Source organism: Pelotomaculum sp. PtaB.Bin117 (assembly GCF_002067195.1).
GTDB classification, from domain to species: domain Bacteria; phylum Bacillota; class Desulfotomaculia; order Desulfotomaculales; family Pelotomaculaceae; genus Pelotomaculum_D; species Pelotomaculum_D terephthalicicum.
In genome coordinates this window covers 27,798-43,067 of sequence record NZ_MVQM01000168.1, presented here as the reverse complement: position 1 = coordinate 43,067, position 15,270 = coordinate 27,798, and the positions used below count along the sequence as shown (strand labels likewise).

22 protein-coding genes are annotated in these 15,270 nt (G+C 47.4%); 21 read left to right on the top strand and 1 reads right to left on the bottom strand.

Annotation, left to right across the window (positions count from 1 at the left end):
• Positions 1-157: 157 nt before the first annotated feature.
• The 4 genes from aroQ (at position 158) to A4E54_RS13420 (ending at position 2,828) form a co-directional block, all read left to right on the top strand.
• Complete coding sequence (aroQ, locus tag A4E54_RS13435) at positions 158-622, top strand: type II 3-dehydroquinate dehydratase (RefSeq protein WP_240083737.1); 465 nt, start codon at positions 158-160, stop codon at positions 620-622.
• A complete protein-coding gene (locus tag A4E54_RS13430) occupies positions 606-1,697 on the top strand; it encodes a M24 family metallopeptidase (RefSeq protein WP_240083776.1) in 1,092 nt (363 codons plus the stop codon). Before aroQ ends, A4E54_RS13430 begins: the two co-directional genes overlap by 17 nt.
• A gap of 22 nt (positions 1,698-1,719) precedes the next feature.
• Entirely contained in the window at positions 1,720-2,277 is a 558-nt protein-coding gene (gene efp / locus A4E54_RS13425; RefSeq protein ID WP_240083738.1) for an elongation factor P, read from the top strand.
• 83 nt (positions 2,278-2,360) lie between these two features.
• On the top strand, positions 2,361-2,828 hold the full coding sequence (locus A4E54_RS13420) for a CD1247 N-terminal domain-containing protein (protein WP_240083739.1): 468 nt from the start codon (positions 2,361-2,363) through the stop codon (positions 2,826-2,828).
• Positions 2,829-2,886: 58 nt separating this feature from the next.
• Here A4E54_RS13420 and A4E54_RS13415 read toward each other — a convergent pair whose 3' ends face one another.
• Positions 2,887-3,264, bottom strand: a complete 378-nt coding sequence (locus A4E54_RS13415; protein ID WP_240083740.1) for a hypothetical protein — start codon at positions 3,262-3,264, stop codon at positions 2,887-2,889.
• 179 nt (positions 3,265-3,443) lie between these two features.
• Here A4E54_RS13415 and spoIIIAA point away from each other — a divergent pair, with 179 nt between their 5' ends.
• From spoIIIAA to A4E54_RS13330, 17 genes are all read left to right on the top strand, one after another.
• Positions 3,444-4,463 (top strand): stage III sporulation protein AA, encoded by a 1,020-nt coding sequence (gene spoIIIAA / locus A4E54_RS13410; protein WP_282442336.1) that lies wholly within the window; start codon positions 3,444-3,446, stop codon positions 4,461-4,463.
• Positions 4,457-4,975, top strand: a complete 519-nt coding sequence (spoIIIAB, locus tag A4E54_RS13405; protein ID WP_240083741.1) for a stage III sporulation protein SpoIIIAB — start codon at positions 4,457-4,459, stop codon at positions 4,973-4,975. Before spoIIIAA ends, spoIIIAB begins: the two co-directional genes overlap by 7 nt.
• Before the next feature lie 122 nt (positions 4,976-5,097).
• Entirely contained in the window at positions 5,098-5,301 is a 204-nt protein-coding gene (spoIIIAC, locus tag A4E54_RS13400) for a stage III sporulation protein AC (protein ID WP_240083742.1), read from the top strand.
• Positions 5,302-5,338: 37 nt separating this feature from the next.
• Positions 5,339-5,725 carry a stage III sporulation protein AD gene (spoIIIAD, locus tag A4E54_RS13395; RefSeq protein WP_240083778.1) on the top strand — a complete coding sequence of 129 codons (387 nt, stop codon included), beginning with the start codon at positions 5,339-5,341 and terminating at the stop codon, positions 5,723-5,725.
• A 12-nt stretch (positions 5,726-5,737) separates the two neighbouring features.
• Positions 5,738-6,904, top strand: a complete 1,167-nt coding sequence (spoIIIAE, locus tag A4E54_RS13390) for a stage III sporulation protein AE (RefSeq protein WP_248285978.1) — start codon at positions 5,738-5,740, stop codon at positions 6,902-6,904.
• 18 nt (positions 6,905-6,922) lie between these two features.
• Positions 6,923-7,561, top strand: a complete 639-nt coding sequence (gene spoIIIAF / locus A4E54_RS13385; protein ID WP_240083743.1) for a stage III sporulation protein AF — start codon at positions 6,923-6,925, stop codon at positions 7,559-7,561.
• Between the two features lie 87 nt (positions 7,562-7,648).
• Complete coding sequence (locus A4E54_RS13380; protein ID WP_240083744.1) at positions 7,649-8,269, top strand: SpoIIIAG-related protein; 621 nt, start codon at positions 7,649-7,651, stop codon at positions 8,267-8,269.
• On the top strand, positions 8,266-8,847 hold the full coding sequence (locus tag A4E54_RS13375) for a SpoIIIAH-like family protein (protein WP_286726396.1): 582 nt from the start codon (positions 8,266-8,268) through the stop codon (positions 8,845-8,847). Before A4E54_RS13380 ends, A4E54_RS13375 begins: the two co-directional genes overlap by 4 nt.
• A gap of 123 nt (positions 8,848-8,970) precedes the next feature.
• A complete protein-coding gene (locus A4E54_RS13370) occupies positions 8,971-9,369 on the top strand; it encodes an Asp23/Gls24 family envelope stress response protein (RefSeq protein WP_240083746.1) in 399 nt (132 codons plus the stop codon).
• A gap of 51 nt (positions 9,370-9,420) precedes the next feature.
• Positions 9,421-9,957, top strand: coding sequence for an alkaline shock response membrane anchor protein AmaP (gene amaP, locus A4E54_RS13365; RefSeq protein WP_240083747.1), 537 nt, complete (start codon positions 9,421-9,423; stop codon positions 9,955-9,957).
• Positions 9,958-9,983: 26 nt separating this feature from the next.
• Entirely contained in the window at positions 9,984-10,196 is a 213-nt protein-coding gene (locus tag A4E54_RS13360) for a DUF2273 domain-containing protein (RefSeq protein ID WP_240083748.1), read from the top strand.
• A 90-nt stretch (positions 10,197-10,286) separates the two neighbouring features.
• Entirely contained in the window at positions 10,287-10,712 is a 426-nt protein-coding gene (gene nusB, locus A4E54_RS13355) for a transcription antitermination factor NusB (protein ID WP_240083749.1), read from the top strand.
• Positions 10,713-10,917: 205 nt separating this feature from the next.
• A complete protein-coding gene (gene xseA / locus A4E54_RS13350) occupies positions 10,918-12,123 on the top strand; it encodes an exodeoxyribonuclease VII large subunit (protein ID WP_240083750.1) in 1,206 nt (401 codons plus the stop codon).
• Positions 12,124-12,149: 26 nt separating this feature from the next.
• Complete coding sequence (locus tag A4E54_RS13345) at positions 12,150-12,995, top strand: bifunctional 5,10-methylenetetrahydrofolate dehydrogenase/5,10-methenyltetrahydrofolate cyclohydrolase (RefSeq protein WP_240083751.1); 846 nt, start codon at positions 12,150-12,152, stop codon at positions 12,993-12,995.
• 129 nt (positions 12,996-13,124) lie between these two features.
• A complete protein-coding gene (locus tag A4E54_RS13340) occupies positions 13,125-13,763 on the top strand; it encodes a cyclodeaminase/cyclohydrolase family protein (protein ID WP_240083752.1) in 639 nt (212 codons plus the stop codon).
• Positions 13,764-13,786: 23 nt separating this feature from the next.
• The gene (gene xseB / locus A4E54_RS13335; RefSeq protein ID WP_240083753.1) at positions 13,787-14,068 is read left to right on the top strand and encodes an exodeoxyribonuclease VII small subunit; all 282 of its coding nucleotides are present in this window, start codon (positions 13,787-13,789) and stop codon (positions 14,066-14,068) included.
• Positions 14,058-14,939, top strand: a complete 882-nt coding sequence (locus tag A4E54_RS13330; protein WP_240083754.1) for a polyprenyl synthetase family protein — start codon at positions 14,058-14,060, stop codon at positions 14,937-14,939. Before xseB ends, A4E54_RS13330 begins: the two co-directional genes overlap by 11 nt.
• The last annotated feature ends 331 nt before the right edge of the window (positions 14,940-15,270 follow it).

Sequence of the window (15,270 nt, the reverse complement as noted above, 5' to 3'; positions counted from 1 at the left end):
GCTTGCTGTGGGAAGCTCTTGTTTTACTTGAACAATGCTCCAATTTTACTCATGTGAAATGACGGCATGTGGTAAACAGCATGTCAAAGCAAACTTCTCTTTTGAATTAATAGACGTTCTATGGTAGAATGTTTCCAGCCGGTAAGAGGTGTTATTATTGAAAATATTGGTGCTGAACGGTCCGAATTTAAACATGCTCGGGAAGCGTGAACCGGGAATATACGGTTCCTTGAGTTTGGAAGAGATTAACAATAATTTATCGGTATTGGCCGCCGAATTAGGCGTTGAAATTAGCTGTCGCCAATCAAATCACGAAGGCGACTTGATCGATTTGCTCCATCGCGCCGCAGCGGAAGTTGACGCGGTTATCTTCAACCCGGGTGCGTTTACCCATTATAGCTACGCCCTGCGCGATGCAGTGGCGGCTGTTGGCATTCCTACTATCGAAGTCCATCTATCTAATATATACGCGCGCGAGGATTTTCGGCAGCATTCCGTGATAGCGCCGGTTGCCGCGGGACAAATCAGCGGGCTTGGCGCAAGCAGTTACCTGTTGGCTTTGCGGGCATTAGTCGGTTTATTGGAGGAGAAGCGTGCAAGTAAAAATGCAGGCAAGGATTAATGAATTACAAAAACTGATGGATGCCGCTCAAGTTGAGGCGCTTTATGTGACTAATCCGGAAAACCGTTACTACCTGAGCGGTTTTACCGGAACAGCCGGCGCTCTATTAGTATGCCGGGACAATACTTTCCTGCTCACTGATTTTCGCTATTTGGAACAGGCGAAGCATGAAAGCCCGGGATTGACAATAATAGAGGTAAATGATTCTTACGCTGAGGCGCTTGCTTCGATTTTGACGGCGAATAGCGTTTCCGGTCTGGGTTGTGAAGGGGACCATCTGGTCCACAACCAGTTTCTCATGTTAAAGGATAAATTAGTTAGCGTTGAAATAAAAGAGACAAGTGGACTGGTGGAGAAACTCAGGATGGCTAAAGACGATGATGAGATTAAAAATATTGAGGAGGCCGTCCGCCTGGCTGATCTGGCTTTTGCAAAGGTGTTGCCCATGATTAAACCGGGCGTGTCCGAGCGTGAGGTGGCTCTGCAGCTGGAGTATTCAATGAGGTGTATGGGGGCGGATGGTGTGGCTTTTCAATTCATTGTCGCTTCCGGTCCCCGGTCGGCGCTTCCGCATGGAGTAGCTTCCACCAGGAGGTTGCAGCAGGGGGAGCTGGTTACCTTGGATTTTGGGGCGCTCTACCATGGCTACCATTCCGATATTACCAGAACTGTTGTTTTAGGAGAGCCAAGTCCAAAACAGCAGGAAATATATTATATCGTACTCGAAGCCCAGATGCGGGCAATAGAAGCGATTCGCAGCGGCGTACGGGCGTCGGATGTTGACAAAATAGCCCGTGACATTATTACCGGCAAAGGCTATGGTGAACGATTCGGTCACGGCACCGGGCACGGGCTTGGCCTGAATATACACGAAAACCCCAGACTGTCCATGAAAGATGATACTGTGTTGCGACAAGGTATGACAGTAACGGTTGAACCGGGTATCTACCTTCCGGACTGGGGTGGAGTGAGGATTGAAGACACGGTCGTGGTCGGGGAGTCCGACTGTGAGGTTTTAACCAGGACCCCCAAGGATAGGCTTATTAATCTGATCAACCTTTTTAGTTTATCATAAAAATTGTCAGGAGGCGGGAGCAGTGATATCAACCAACGATTTTAAAACAGGACTAACTATTGAACTGGAAGGAGACGTCTTCCAGGTAATTGAGTTCCAGCATGTTAAGCCGGGTAAAGGCGCTGCCTTTGTACGTTCGAAACTTAGAAACATACGTACTGGAGCCGTTGTCGAAAAAACATTTAACGCAGGGGAAAAAATACCTAAGGCCAGGATTGAGCGGCGTGAGGTTCAGTATCTTTATAACGATGGAAAAGACTATAATTTTATGGATATGGAGACTTATGATCAGATGGCCATGAATACCGAACAACTGGGTGATGCCGTAAAATACCTGAAAGAGAATATGAATATTCATATTCTTACTTTTCAGGAGAGGTCCATCGGTGTGGAATTGCCGAACTTCGTTGAGTTGGAGGTGGTTGAAACAAGTCCGGGTATCAAGGGCGACACCGCCTCTGGCGGTTCCAAACCGGCCACCCTGGAAACCGGGGCTGTAGTCCAGGTGCCTTTTTTTATTAATGTGGGGGATAAACTTCAGATTGACACCAGAACAGGGAACTATATTAAACGGGCGTAATTGATAGACGTGTTTAAACCCCCCTGGTTATAGACATACTATTAAAGCCGGTCAAGGATATAACCAGAGGAGGTATAATTTGAATGAATGATTTAAAAGCGAAAGTAGCATACCTGCAGGGATTGTCAAGCGGGCTTGACTTAAGCCCCGACTCGAAAGAAGGCAAACTTTTTCATGGAATTATTGAGGTCTTGGACGAATTCGCCGATTCATTCGGTGATCTGGAAGAAGGACAGGAACAGCTTGAAGATTATTTGGAAACAATCGACGAGGACCTTTATCAGCTGGAAGATGAATTGTATGAGGATAATGGAGCAAGCCAGAGCGCCGGAAATGGAAATTATATCGAAGTGGAGTGTCCCGGGTGTGGTGAAACAGTCTATTTTGATTCCAGTATAACTAATGATAAAGATGTAGTGGAAATCACCTGTCCTAATTGTGATGAAGTGGTTTTTGTAAACGACGAAGATTATCAAGTCGATGAAGAACCTGAAATGCTTGAAGGACAGACGAACGGGAAAAGATTAACGGCAAGCGATGAAGATATTTGAATTGTTTTTGCGTATTTTGCCCTGAAGCGGCGGCCAACAAGCTGGCCGCTTTAAATCTTTATTGAAAAATCTTACGGATGACCGCCAGTATTTGTTCTTTTCTTGTACCAAGCATGATTAAAATAAATATCAGGAATAAAATATAAGCGTTGGGCAGAACGGGTGTTTGTCTGGAGCAATTGTTAGCGGCCTGACAGGCATTTGGGTTGGCGCCGCTTAAATCCGCCGGGCAAAACGGCAGGGAAGTGTAAGGTGAACCCATGTAAGGACATGACGGATAAACCGGTATAAAAACCGGCGCGTAATTTTGATATTCTTTGGCGCTGCCGGCAGGACGGGCGTTTCCTTTGACCGGTTGTTGGTTTTGCAGCCATAAATGGTATTGTTCGAAAAACGTTTCCGGCCAGATGTATGAAACAGATGGTTGTTTTTTCATAATATATTGTCCTTCCAAAATACTGTTATAATTTTACCTACTACACAATATATGGCATAATGCCGCTTGGGTGACTGGTTTTTTTAAACCATGGTCGTTTAAGCGGCTTTTTTGTGTTGAAAAGAACTGGCATATTTTACCGCAATACTCAATATTAATTATTCAGGAGGGACAAAACTTTGAGTTTCGCGGACTTGTATCAGTTTACCCCGAGACATTGCGGCCCCGGGGCATTAGATGGTATTTTACCGGTTTTGCCGGGCAACATCCGGTCCATGGTTGCCGCGTTGCCTCACACAGCTATTGATAAAATCGAAGAGATCCGGTTTAGACAGGGAAAACCCTTAATCCTCGGGTTAGCCGGCAATGAAATTTTCTTAACTGTTGAGGGGCGGCCTACTCGTGAAGCCGGAGAAGCGTATTGTGTCGCACCTATTGACATGGAAAGATTAATCCAATTAATCAGCAACTCGTCTTTTTATGCAATTGAGGAAGAATTGAAAAACGGGTTTATTACTCTACCCGGTGGTCACCGTGTCGGCATTACGGGAAAAGCAGTGTTGGATGGCGGGAAAATCAGGACATTGAAGTACCTTTCCGGGTGCAATATTCGCCTAGCCAGGGCCGTCACCGGCGCAGCTTCCAGTCTTCTCCCGTACCTGTTGAACAATAGCCGTGGGGATATCTTCCATACGGTTTTGGTTTCCCCGCCTTGTTGCGGTAAGACAACCATGCTTAGAGACTTGATCAGGCAATTGAGTAATGGTGTTCCGGAACTTGGTTTTTCAGGATTAACTCTTGGCGTGGTGGACGAGCGGTCGGAAATTGCCGGCTGTTACAAGGGAGTACCGCAGCTGGACGTGGGACTAAGGACTGATGTCCTGGACGGGTGTCCTAAAGCAGAAGGCATGATGATGCTCTTGCGCTCAATGAGCCCGCGGGTAATAGCTGTTGATGAAATCGGACGCGGTGAAGATGTTGGGGCGTTGGAAGAAGTATTGAATGCCGGGGTGAAGGTTTTAGCCACCGCCCACGGAAAAAATTTGGCCGAACTGGCTGAGCGGCCGGCGCTGGGAAGGATAATCCGCTCAAAAATAATCGAGCGTTTTGTCATACTTGGCCGCTCCCGGGGGGTGGGAACAATAGAAGAAATAATCGACGGCAGAACCATGCGGTCACTGGGGGTGAAAAAATGCTGAAACTGATTGGAGCAGTGATGGTGATAGCGGCCAGCGGCCTCAGCGGGCTAGCCATGGCGGGAAATTACGCCCGCAGGCCGAAGGAATTGCGCTCGCTCCGTTCAGCACTTCAGATACTTGAAACGGAAATTGCATACAGCGCAACTTGTTTACCGGATGCTTTTATGCAAGTATCCGGCCGTTGCGATAAAACCTCTGCCACTTTATTCAGTGGGGCGGCGGCGGAACTTTCCAACATGTCCGGTGTTACCGCCTCAGAAGCCTGGGATAAGGCCCTTGAGAAATATTATCCGGGTACCGCGCTAAAGTCAGGTGACTTATCCATCCTGCGCAATCTTGGAGGTTCCCTGGGTATTTCCGACAGGGAGGATCAGATAAAACACCTGCGGCTGGCTATGGAACAAATCAGTGCGGAGACTTTAGCCGCGGAAGAGGAGGCGGCAAGGAATGTCAAGCTTTGGAGTTATCTTGGTTTTCTGGGAGGACTCCTGGTCGTGTTGCTCCTTTATTGAGAAGGGGGATAATTAGGTATTCAGGAGTCAGGATACATAGTAAGGATAAACCATTCTTTATTCTAGTAATTTCTAAATGATTTTTAGAAATGTTGAGGTAATTATAGATCGGAGGTCAATATATGGGAAGCAGTATAGATCTGATTTTTAAAATTGCCGGGGTGGGTATTCTGGTGGCTGTTTTAAACGCTATTTTAAAACACGCCGGAAAGGAAGAACAAGGTCATCTAGTCACTTTAGCGGGGTTGGCCATTGTTTTCATGTGGGTCATCCAACTGCTCGCCAATTTATTCGACCAGGTGAAATCTGTTTTTAAACTATTTTAGGGGCGTCAGTTTGAGAAAGTGTACGGGAGAGCAAGACATGGACATTATGCAAATAGTTGCCATCGGTCTTATTGCCACTGTCCTGATCGTGGTAGTGAAAAGTCAGCGGCCGGAATTGGGGGTACTCTTAAGCTTAGTGGCCGGCATTATCATTTTCCTTCTGGTATTAGGTAAAATCGGTTCGATTATGGATGTAATCATGGATTTGACGGCTAGAGCGGAAATCAACATGGTTTACTTGGGTACCATTCTAAAAATTATTGGAATTGCTTATATTGCTGAATTCGGGGCTCAAATCAGCCGGGATGCTGGTGAGAGCGCAGTTGCCACCAAGATTGAATTTGCCGCTAAGATAATGATTATGGTGCTTGCAGTACCAATGATCGTAGCTGTGCTTCAGATGCTTTTAAAACTTGTACCGTGAGGCGGTGGGATATTGCCTAATATTTTTTTTACGTTGTTTTTTGCTGTTCTTTTACTGGTTCCGGCGCCTGTATGGGGGGAGCAGCCCGCGGTTATAACACCGGAAGGACAAATATCATCCTTAAACCTGGCGGAAGTGCAACAATATGTTGAAAAGCTTGATACGGAAATCAAGGGGTCGATTCCCGCCTTCGATTTTAAAGACATGGTAATTAAGCTGGTGAAAGGAGAACTGGATTGGAAACCGGCGGAAATCTTTAAGAATTTAATCCGGCAGCTTTTCAAGGAAGTGGTAGCGAACTTCGACCTCTTGGGAAAGCTGGTAATCCTCGCGGTAATTTGCGCTATTCTGCAAAATTTAATGGCATCTTTTGAAAAAGGCACCGCCGCTCAATTGACTTATTCAGTTACTTATCTGGCATTAACTACCATCGCTATCGGTTCCTTTTCCCTGGCAGTCAACGCCGGCAAGGAAGTTGTAGAAAATATGGTGTTGTTTATGCAGGCGCTCCTGCCGGTTTTATTGACTCTCCTGGTTGCCGTAGGGGGTGTGGCTTCCGCCGCGGTTTTTAGCCCCGTTATTTTGACCACGGTGGGTGTTTTTAGCACCTTAATAAAAAATATAATTTTACCGTTGCTCTTTTTCGTGGCAATTCTGGGGATTGTCAACAATTTATCGGAAAAATTCAAGGTTTCAAACCTGGCCGACTTGTTAAAAGGGGTAGCCATGGGCTTAATGGGAATATTCTCCACGATTTTTTTGGGGGTTCTGACTATTCAGGGCGTGGCCGGCGCTGTTGGTGATTCTGTTACTTTTAAAACGGCTAAATTTGGGGTGGACGCCTTTGTGCCTGTAGTGGGCGGAGTGCTCTCCGACGCTCTTGCCGCCGTGGTCAGTTCGTCTTTGTTAATAAAAAACGCTGTTGGCATAGCCGGGGTGGTGGTAATTAGCGCAATAATGCTTATTCCTTTATTAAAGATTATAACGCTCGCTTTTATTTATAAACTTGCCGGAGCATTGATTCAGCCGATTGGAGACGGACAAATGGTCAACTGTTTAAATGGTCTTGGCAATAATTTACTCTTGATTTTCGCTGCGGTGGCGACAGTAGGCCTGCTGTTTTTCTTTGTCATCACAATTATTGTCGGTGTGGCGAACATTACCGTCATGCTCAGGTGAACAGTTAGGAGTGGTCGGGTGGAGGTAATACGTTCACTTATCCAAAATTTGATTATCATAGTAATCTTAGCAGTATTTCTCGAAATGCTTCTACCTGCCGGAGAAATGCGCAGGTATGTAAAAATGGTCATGGGGCTCCTGATTATCGTGGCAGTAATTCAGGCGGCGGGTGATCTGATGCACCGGGACTATTCCAGTGACTTGCCTTCGCTAACTGAAAAAATGACGGATGAACGTCTTTCCATGATCATGGAGTCTGGGAAAAAAATATCCAGCGAGCAGGAGCAAAAAGCGATTGAACAATACAAGCGCGGACTTGCCAATCAGGTAATGGCCATTGCCAATATTAACAAGGAATTACCAGTGGTGGATGCGGAGGTAATGGTGAATTCGGAAAAAGAAGGAGCAAACTATGGGCAAATAAACAGAATAGTTCTGTTTGTGGAAAAAGAACCTGGCAAATTTGACAAACAAAATGGCAAAGACAATGCCTCAATTATTGAGCCGGTAACTGTGCGTGTCGGGCAAAAGGCTGAGCAAAAAGAGCCGGTAGAGGCTGAACCGGGGCCTCCTGATGAAGCAGCAGCCGGACTGATCAAGACAGTTGCCAATTTTTATAATTTAAAGCAAGAACAAGTTGACTGCGTGTACCGTTGAAAACAGTCGTCGGAAGTCAGATGTCAGATCTCGGAATTGAACAAAAAGTAATAGTTATCTGCAATGCATATGAGTGGAGGTGCCTATTTGAACAAGCTGCTTGAATTCTTTGGTTTCGGTGGACAGGGGGGAGGTGGCTCAAGATGGCAAAACAAGCGCAACCTCTGGCTGGCGGGACTGGCTGTGATTGGAGTGCTGATGCTTGTCTTCTCCGCGGTTGACGGGACAAAATCAAACCAAAAACAAATACCGAATGCGGAAGTTTCTAATAAACAAGCTCAAGAACAGGTGATAAGCGGCATGTCGAGAGAAGAAGAACTCTTAAGCAAAAAGCTTTGTGAGATGCTTAAGAAAGTTGAAGGAGCCGGAGAAGTTGAGGTGTCCGTGCGGCTGTCGGACACAACCCAGTCTGAATATGCGGTCAATACTACCACGGGCAAGAAAACAGTTCAAGAGCGTGATCAGTCGGGGGGAACACGGCTTACAACTGAGGACAATAACAGCGGCCAACTGGTGATGAACCGCAACGGACAGGGAGAACAACCGGTTGTGGAACGGGAGGTGGCCCCTCATGTGGCCGGTGTCTTGGTTGTTGCGGAAGGTGCGGATAACGCCGAAGTGAAGGCGATGCTTTTTCAGGCGACGAAGGTGGCCATGGGTATCGAACCTCAAAAGATACTCGTATTGCCAAGGGAAAGGAGAGAATGATGAAAACACTTATTATCAGTAGAAGAGTATTGTCGCTCGCTGTCTTGAGTATAATCGGCGTTGTTCTGCTGCTATTATTTAAGCATGGCGCTGTCAAGGAGAAAACAGACGTTCCCGGTATGCAAGTAAATATTCCCACTGCCGGAGAAGTGCTTATTAACAATGACAGGACAGCGCCGGACGGGAGGATTGCCGGTGATTTGATGGAAGAGACCGCCACCAAGAGCGATGCCAATTTCTATGTGGAATACCGGCTGGAAAGAGAACGCACCAGAGGCCAGCGGGTAGAGTGGCTTCGCGAGGTGATTAATAATGCCAATTCTTCCAGCGAGACCAGGCAAAAAGCACAGGATAACCTGTTAAACATCAGCAGCCGTATGGAAAAAGAAGTTGAAATGGAAAACTTGATTAAGGCAAAAGGATACGATGACGCGGCAGTATTAATTGATGATAAGTCTGTGACGGCGGTCGTGGCGGCAGACAGCTTAAACCACGAAGAAACGATGCAGCTGGGGGAACTGATTGCGCGTGGGACAGGCGTTGACTCCAGCAGCATTGTCATTATCGCTAAACTCTGACCGTATATATTTATCTAAAATTATTTTCCCTGCAAATAATCTGGTTTGCGTTAATTTACCATCTTTGCTATAATAAAAAATGTGGAATTTTAATTGTTTTTGGTGTGACTGGGGGGAATAAAGGTGGATGCCTCGGGAGTAGTCCGGGAGGAACAAACCAGGTATGGCGCAATAAGAATAGCGGATGAAGTTGTTAAAGTTATTGCCGGATTGGCGGCTATCGAAATTAAAGGCGTGGCCGGCATGAGCGGCGGCCTTGCGGGTGGTATCGCGGAACTGCTCGGAAAGAAGAACTTTTCAAAGGGTATTAAGGTAGAGGTCGGGGAGAAAGAGGCGGCTATAGATATTTTCGTAATTGTGGATTACGGTGTGCGAATTCCGGATATTGCCGCAAGTATCCAGGGCAGCGTTAAAAATGCCGTTGAGCGAATGACCGGGCTGGTTGTTGTGGAAGTTAATGTCAATGTTCAAGGTGTTGCTTTTACTTCTGAAATGAAAGAAGAGGAACATAGAGTAAGATAAACTACGCAGCCCCCAGAAAGAGGGGGGCTGCTTTTTAAGGGGGTATATCCGGTGAGGCCTTTTGACCGTGCTTTACTGGCAGTATACACTTTCTTTTTAACAGCGATTTTCGTACTTTTTTCAGCGGTGATGCTGGGCTGGACAACACCACAGTTCCTGCTCAGAGATCTTTTTTATCCCGGCCAGCCGGAGGTTTTTTGGACACTTATGGCAATATTGATACTTGCCGGTGCCAGATTGTTTTGGATAGGTGTAAGCAGATCCGACAGAGTTGGCAGGTACGTGTTGCTCACAGAAAGTGCTGCTGGTCAGATTCGTGTGTCCATAAAAGCGATAGAAAATCTTACTGTAAAAGTAGTATCTCAGGTTAACGGGGTAAAAGAGGTGAAACCCAGGGTAGTAGCAGTCTCGCAGGGGGTCGGGATCCAACTGCGCGCCGTGGTGACTCCCGACATCAATATTCCGGAAGTTTCCGAGAAAATACAGACCCTGGTAAAAGAAAAAGTTTTTGAAGTAACGGGTATTGCTGTCAGCACAGTTAAAGTTTCTATTGAAGATATATCGGCGCACAAGCCGAGAGTCGAGTAATATTGCCGGAGAAGAGAGGGAGCGGGTTGGGCATAATCCAAGAAATTTTGGATAAACACTTGGGCAAGGCGGCAGGTGTTTTATTGGGTTTGATTTTTGGCTGGTTTGCTATCAAGTACGGCCTTTTTAAAGCTTTGTTTGTTGTTGCTTGCGCTGTGGCCGGCTACTATTTGGGCAAGCGCCTTGATGAAAAAATTGATTTTCGGGAATTTATATCAAGGATTTTTCGGGAACGATAGCTTGCAGTGTATTCGGGCCGGAGTAATGGTTGCCGTCTAGGGCGCTGGATACGTTATTTTTGCGCGTAAATTGCTACGAGGAGGAATTTGATGAGCAGGAGACAGGCCAGAGAAAGGGCGCTTCAGGTCCTGTTCCAAATAGATCTTGGCAATATTGAGCCAAGCGAAGCTTTTAATAAAGTGGACGGAAGTCTGGGCAGATTAAAGAAAAATGAAGAATTCGCCCGGCAGCTTGTTAACGGAACATTGGCCAACTTGAGGTCTATTGACCAGGTTATCGCAGGCCTAAGCAAAGACTGGAATATAAAGAGGATGGCAAGCGTCGATAGAAATATAATGCGCCTGGCGCTTTTTGAAATACTGTACTGTAAGGACATACCGGATAACGTTTCTGTGAATGAAGCCATAGAATTAGGCAAAGCATTCGGCAGCGAAGAGTCAGGAAAATTTATCAACGGCATCCTGGGGCGTGTTGTGGAAAAACCGGAAATATACCAAAATAATATTGAGTCTTAGAAAGAGTGGTTGTTTTTATTGAACAACTGCTCTTTTGAATTTGTATTTTATTAATCGGTTGCAGGGATTGTATTCTCATTATAGAATAATAACATATGGCATTATTAAAATAGAACAGGTCGTTTTAGCCGGGCTAAAGGCGCTGCTGCTATTTTCAGCGCGGTGGCCCGGTTGCTTTCATTATTATTATTAGGAGTTAAGAGCGGTGCGTGTGCTAAGTGTCCGGGAATTGACCAGGCAAATCAAAACAATGTTTGAAAACGATTACCTGCTGGCTAATATCTGTGTAAAAGGGGAAATATCCAACTTTAAGCCTGCTTCATCCGGACACTATTACTTTACCTTGAAGGATGAGTCAAGCTGTCTGAAAGTGGTCATGTTTCGCTCCCGCAGCCGCGCCGTGCCTTTCCGGCCGGAAAACGGCATGGCCGTGCTGGTACGCGGCTACGTTTCAGTTTATGAAAGGGACGGCGTATACCAGCTTTACGCTGATGAGATGGAACCGGACGGAACCGGCGCGTTGTATTTGGCTTTTGAACAGCTGAAAGACAGACTGCAGCGGGAAGGGTTATTTGACCCAAAACATAAAAAAAATTTGCCGCTGCTGCCCCGCCGGATCGGTATTGTCACTTCCCTGGCCGGTGCGGCGGTACGTGACATGGTGGAAATAATTCGGCGCCGCTGGCCCGGCCTGGAGGTTATTCTGGTCCCGGTGCTGGTGCAGGGCGAAGGCGCGCCTCTCGCGGTGGCGCGGGGGATCCAGCTGTTAAACAAGCTCGGCGGGGTTGAATTGATTATTATCGGCCGGGGCGGCGGGTCTATTGAGGACTTGTGGGCTTTTAACACGGAAGTTGTCGCCCGTTGTATTTATTACTCCGAAATCCCCGTCATATCGGCGGTGGGACATGAAACTGACTTTACCATATCCGACTTTGTGGCTGACGCCCGCGCCGCCACTCCTTCGGCCGCCGCGGAAATGGCTGTTCCCAATAAAAGGGAAATGGAGCGTTATGTCCAAACAATTGCGGACAGGCTTAAGCGCGCTGTTGAGCAAAAAATAAATGAAGGAAGACGGCGTCTGGATTATTGTCTGTCCGGCAGGACTTTGGCGCGGCCGGTGGAAACTTTTTGCGGCGCCAGGCAGCAATCAGTTGACTTCCTCACCCACCGCCTGACCCAAAGCGTGTGCAGCGTGGTCGAAAGCGAGGGCGGCCGCCTCGCGGCGCTCGCCGCCCGGCTAAACACCTTGAGTCCGCTGGCCACTCTGGCCAGGGGATATAGTATTTGTACCACACCGGACGGCAGGCGCGTCATTAGCGACATTAAAGAAGTGGACGAAGGCGACAAGCTGGTTGTGCGCTTGTACAAGGGGTTGTTGCAGTGTGCTGTGGAGGAAAAAAGGTTACAATAAAATAAAGAAAGCGCACAGGTAATAAAATGGCAATTATTCTCGACGGTAAAAAAATTGCTGGATTAATCAGAGCGGAAATAAAAAAAGAAGTTGGGCAACTGCGCGCAAGGGGAATTGTGCCTAAACTGGCTGTTATCCTGGCTGGTGATGACCCGGCGTCAGTCATTTACGCCCGCTCCAAGGAAAAAGCCTGCCTTAACGCCGGCATCAGCTACGAGCTCTTCAACTTGCCGGGTGGAATTCCTGAAGATGAATTGATGTTCTTAATCGGTAAGTTGAATAAAGATGAAAATGTGCATGGAATTATCATTGAATTGCCTTTGCCCGAGGGAATAAACAAACAAAGAGTTTTAGAAGCGGTATCGCCGCTTAAAGACATTGACGGGGTGCATCCCGTCAACCGGGGTTATCTCGTCAGTAATAGCGACGGGCTTTTTCCGGCCACACCGCAAAGTTGTATTGAAATCATGCAGCGCGGCGGAATAGAAATAGAGAGTAAGCATGCCGTTCTGGTAGGCCGTGGCGAAACAGTGGGTAAACCGCTGGTTTTTATGATGCTGAACCAAAACGCTACGGTGACTGTCTGCCACACTAAAACCAGCGACCTTGGCCGGCACACCAGACAGGCGGACATACTGATCACCGCCGTGGGCAAGGCCAAGATGATTACAGCCGACTTGATCAAACCCGGCGCCGTAGTGATAGACGCCGGTATAAATGAAACGGCGGAAGGCATTTGCGGGGACGTTGACTATGAAAATGTGCAAAAGGTTGCCGGCGCGGTTTCACCAGTCCCAGGCGGGGTCGGCAGTCTTACCACCGTTTTGGTGCAGAGAAACCTGCTTAAAGCAATCAAACTTCAGAAGAAATAGTGCGCAGGACAGGGGAAGACAGAGGGGACGGTTCTCCTGGACCGCTCAGGAAACATTTAATAAGTTGTCAGAAGAACCGTCCCCCTGCCATCTCCCCCTGCCAACTCTTTAAAAAAGGAGATGTCGCCTGTGAGCGCTTTATTTGATAAAACCTTGCGGGAAGTAATAGAACTTTCTGCCTCCAGTTCCCCTGCGCCGGGTGGCGGCAGTGTTTCCGCCATAGTGGCGTGTTTCGGCCTGGCTATGACCGCTATGGTCTGCAATCTGACCACGGGGAAAAAGAAGTACCGGGAGGTTGAACCGCAGGTCAATGAAATTATCAGCACCGCCGATAATTTGATGAGAAGACTGGAAGAACTGGTAGACAGGGACATGGCGGAGTTTAACAATTATATGAGGGCTTTTCGGATGCCCAAGGAAACCGATGCTGAAAAAGCAACACGTGAAGAAGCTATGCAGAAAGCTTTAGTAAAAGCCACGGAAACTCCTTTGGACATAGCCCGTGTTTGTCTGGAAGCGCTGCGGATCACCGCGCGGCTCTCCGGCATGGGAAACAAAACAGCCATCAGCGACGCCGGGGTGGCCGCCGTTATATTTGACGCCGCTGTCAACGGCGTGCTTTTGAGTGCTGAAATTAATGCCGCCATGATCGAAGATCAGGATTATGTAAAAAGGGTTATTGAGGAAAAAGAGGCGATGGCTGCCGCGGCCGGGCGGCTGAAGGATGAGGCCGTGGCCGCGGTGCGGGCGCGGATTAAAGAGTCTTAAGAGGTACGGTAAGGAGGACATTTATGGTTGTGGAAAACACCGCTGGAGGTAAAAAAATATCTTTCGAAGAAGCCATAGCGCGTTTGGAAGCACTGGTGCGGGAATTGGAAGACAGCCGGTTGCCGCTGGAGAAAGCGCTGGAGATGTTTACGGAGGGAATCGGACTTACCCGTGTCTGTAATGAATACCTGGCGGCGGCAGAGCAACGTATTGCCATATTAACCGCTAACGAAAAAGATGAAATAAACGTTAAGGAAATTGACGCGTTGCCCTTGGCGGTAGGGGGTCAAAAAAATGAATTTTGAAGAAACATTGGAGAAGTATAGTTCTATTGTTGAAGAGGCGCTTGAACATCACCTGCCGCCGTCCAACGCCTATCCGCCTTTGATTCACCAGGCTATGCGGTATAGCGTCATGGGTGGAGGCAAACGGCTCAGACCCGTCATGGTAATAGCAGTGGCTGAAGCAGTGGGGGGGAAAGCCGCGGATGTAATGCCCGCGGCCTGCGCTCTTGAAATGATTCATGCCTACTCACTGATTCACGATGACTTGCCTGCCATGGACAATGATGATTATCGCCGGGGTAAACCGGCGAACCACAAGGTATACGGGGACGCTGTAGCGATTTTAGCGGGCGACGCCCTATTAACTCTGGCATTTTCCATGTTAGCGAACGTTCGCGCCCAAAATACGGATGATGTTGTAAAAGTTATTGATGAGATTGCTCTCGCGGCAGGAACATTCGGCATGATTGGAGGACAGGTTGTCGATACGTTTTCCGCGGGAGAGGATATCAATGAACGCACGCTTGAATACATTCATAGTCACAAAACAGGCGCCCTTTATCGCGCGGCAGTTCGGGCGGGGGCTATCCTGGCCGGGGCGGAAGAGGAAAAATTAAATAGTCTTACATGCTATGCGGATAATTTAGGCCTTGCTTTTCAAATAATTGACGACATTCTTGATGTTGAAGGTGACGCGGCAAAGATAGGCAAACCGGTGGGAAGCGATGTCAAGAACAAGAAAGTCACTTACCCTTCGCTTTTTGGTATGGAAGAAGCGAGGGCAAAAGCGCGTCAGGCCGCGGGAAGAGCTTTATCGGCTCTGGATTGTTTTGGGGAAGAGGCGGATTTTTTAAAGATGCTCGTACATTATATCATCGACCGGGATTACTAAATTATGCTTTTAGTCCGGGCAGTTCAATAAGTGAAAATATTATCTACAGGAACACACCGCTACTATACAGATTTGCGATATGGCGGTTATTATTTTTTAGGCTAATAACCAATTAAACAGCGAAAACAGAGAAAAACCGGCATTTGAAAGAAAATAGATGTTTTGTTATAATTACAAAGTGAAAATATTTATCGGTAAGTGATACAGTATTCTAGTCAGATGCACCTTTTTGAAGGCGGGCCTAAAAATCCGTCAAGGGCACAACGATGAAGTTCCTGGTGCTGGCTGCTGACGCCCAGTCGGGGGCTGGTACTGGGAGTTAAGGTGGTTG

Bases quoted from the DNA above. Each gene is read 5' to 3' on its own strand.
- A4E54_RS13430 (WP_240083776.1), top strand. From the start codon at position 606: ATGCAGGCAAGGATTAATGAATTACAAAAACTGATGGATGCCGCTCAA.
- A4E54_RS13420 (WP_240083739.1), top strand. From the start codon at position 2,361: ATGAATGATTTAAAAGCGAAAGTAGCATACCTGCAGGGATTGTCAAGC.
- A4E54_RS13415 (WP_240083740.1), bottom strand. From the start codon at position 3,264: ATGAAAAAACAACCATCTGTTTCATACATCTGGCCGGAAACGTTTTTC.
- spoIIIAB (WP_240083741.1), top strand. From the start codon at position 4,457: ATGCTGAAACTGATTGGAGCAGTGATGGTGATAGCGGCCAGCGGCCTC.
- spoIIIAC (WP_240083742.1), top strand. From the start codon at position 5,098: ATGGGAAGCAGTATAGATCTGATTTTTAAAATTGCCGGGGTGGGTATT.
- spoIIIAD (WP_240083778.1), top strand. From the start codon at position 5,339: ATGGACATTATGCAAATAGTTGCCATCGGTCTTATTGCCACTGTCCTG.
- A4E54_RS13375 (WP_286726396.1), top strand. From the start codon at position 8,266: ATGATGAAAACACTTATTATCAGTAGAAGAGTATTGTCGCTCGCTGTC.
- nusB (WP_240083749.1), top strand. From the start codon at position 10,287: ATGAGCAGGAGACAGGCCAGAGAAAGGGCGCTTCAGGTCCTGTTCCAA.
- A4E54_RS13345 (WP_240083751.1), top strand. From the start codon at position 12,150: ATGGCAATTATTCTCGACGGTAAAAAAATTGCTGGATTAATCAGAGCG.
- xseB (WP_240083753.1), top strand. From the start codon at position 13,787: ATGGTTGTGGAAAACACCGCTGGAGGTAAAAAAATATCTTTCGAAGAA.
- A4E54_RS13330 (WP_240083754.1), top strand. From the start codon at position 14,058: ATGAATTTTGAAGAAACATTGGAGAAGTATAGTTCTATTGTTGAAGAG.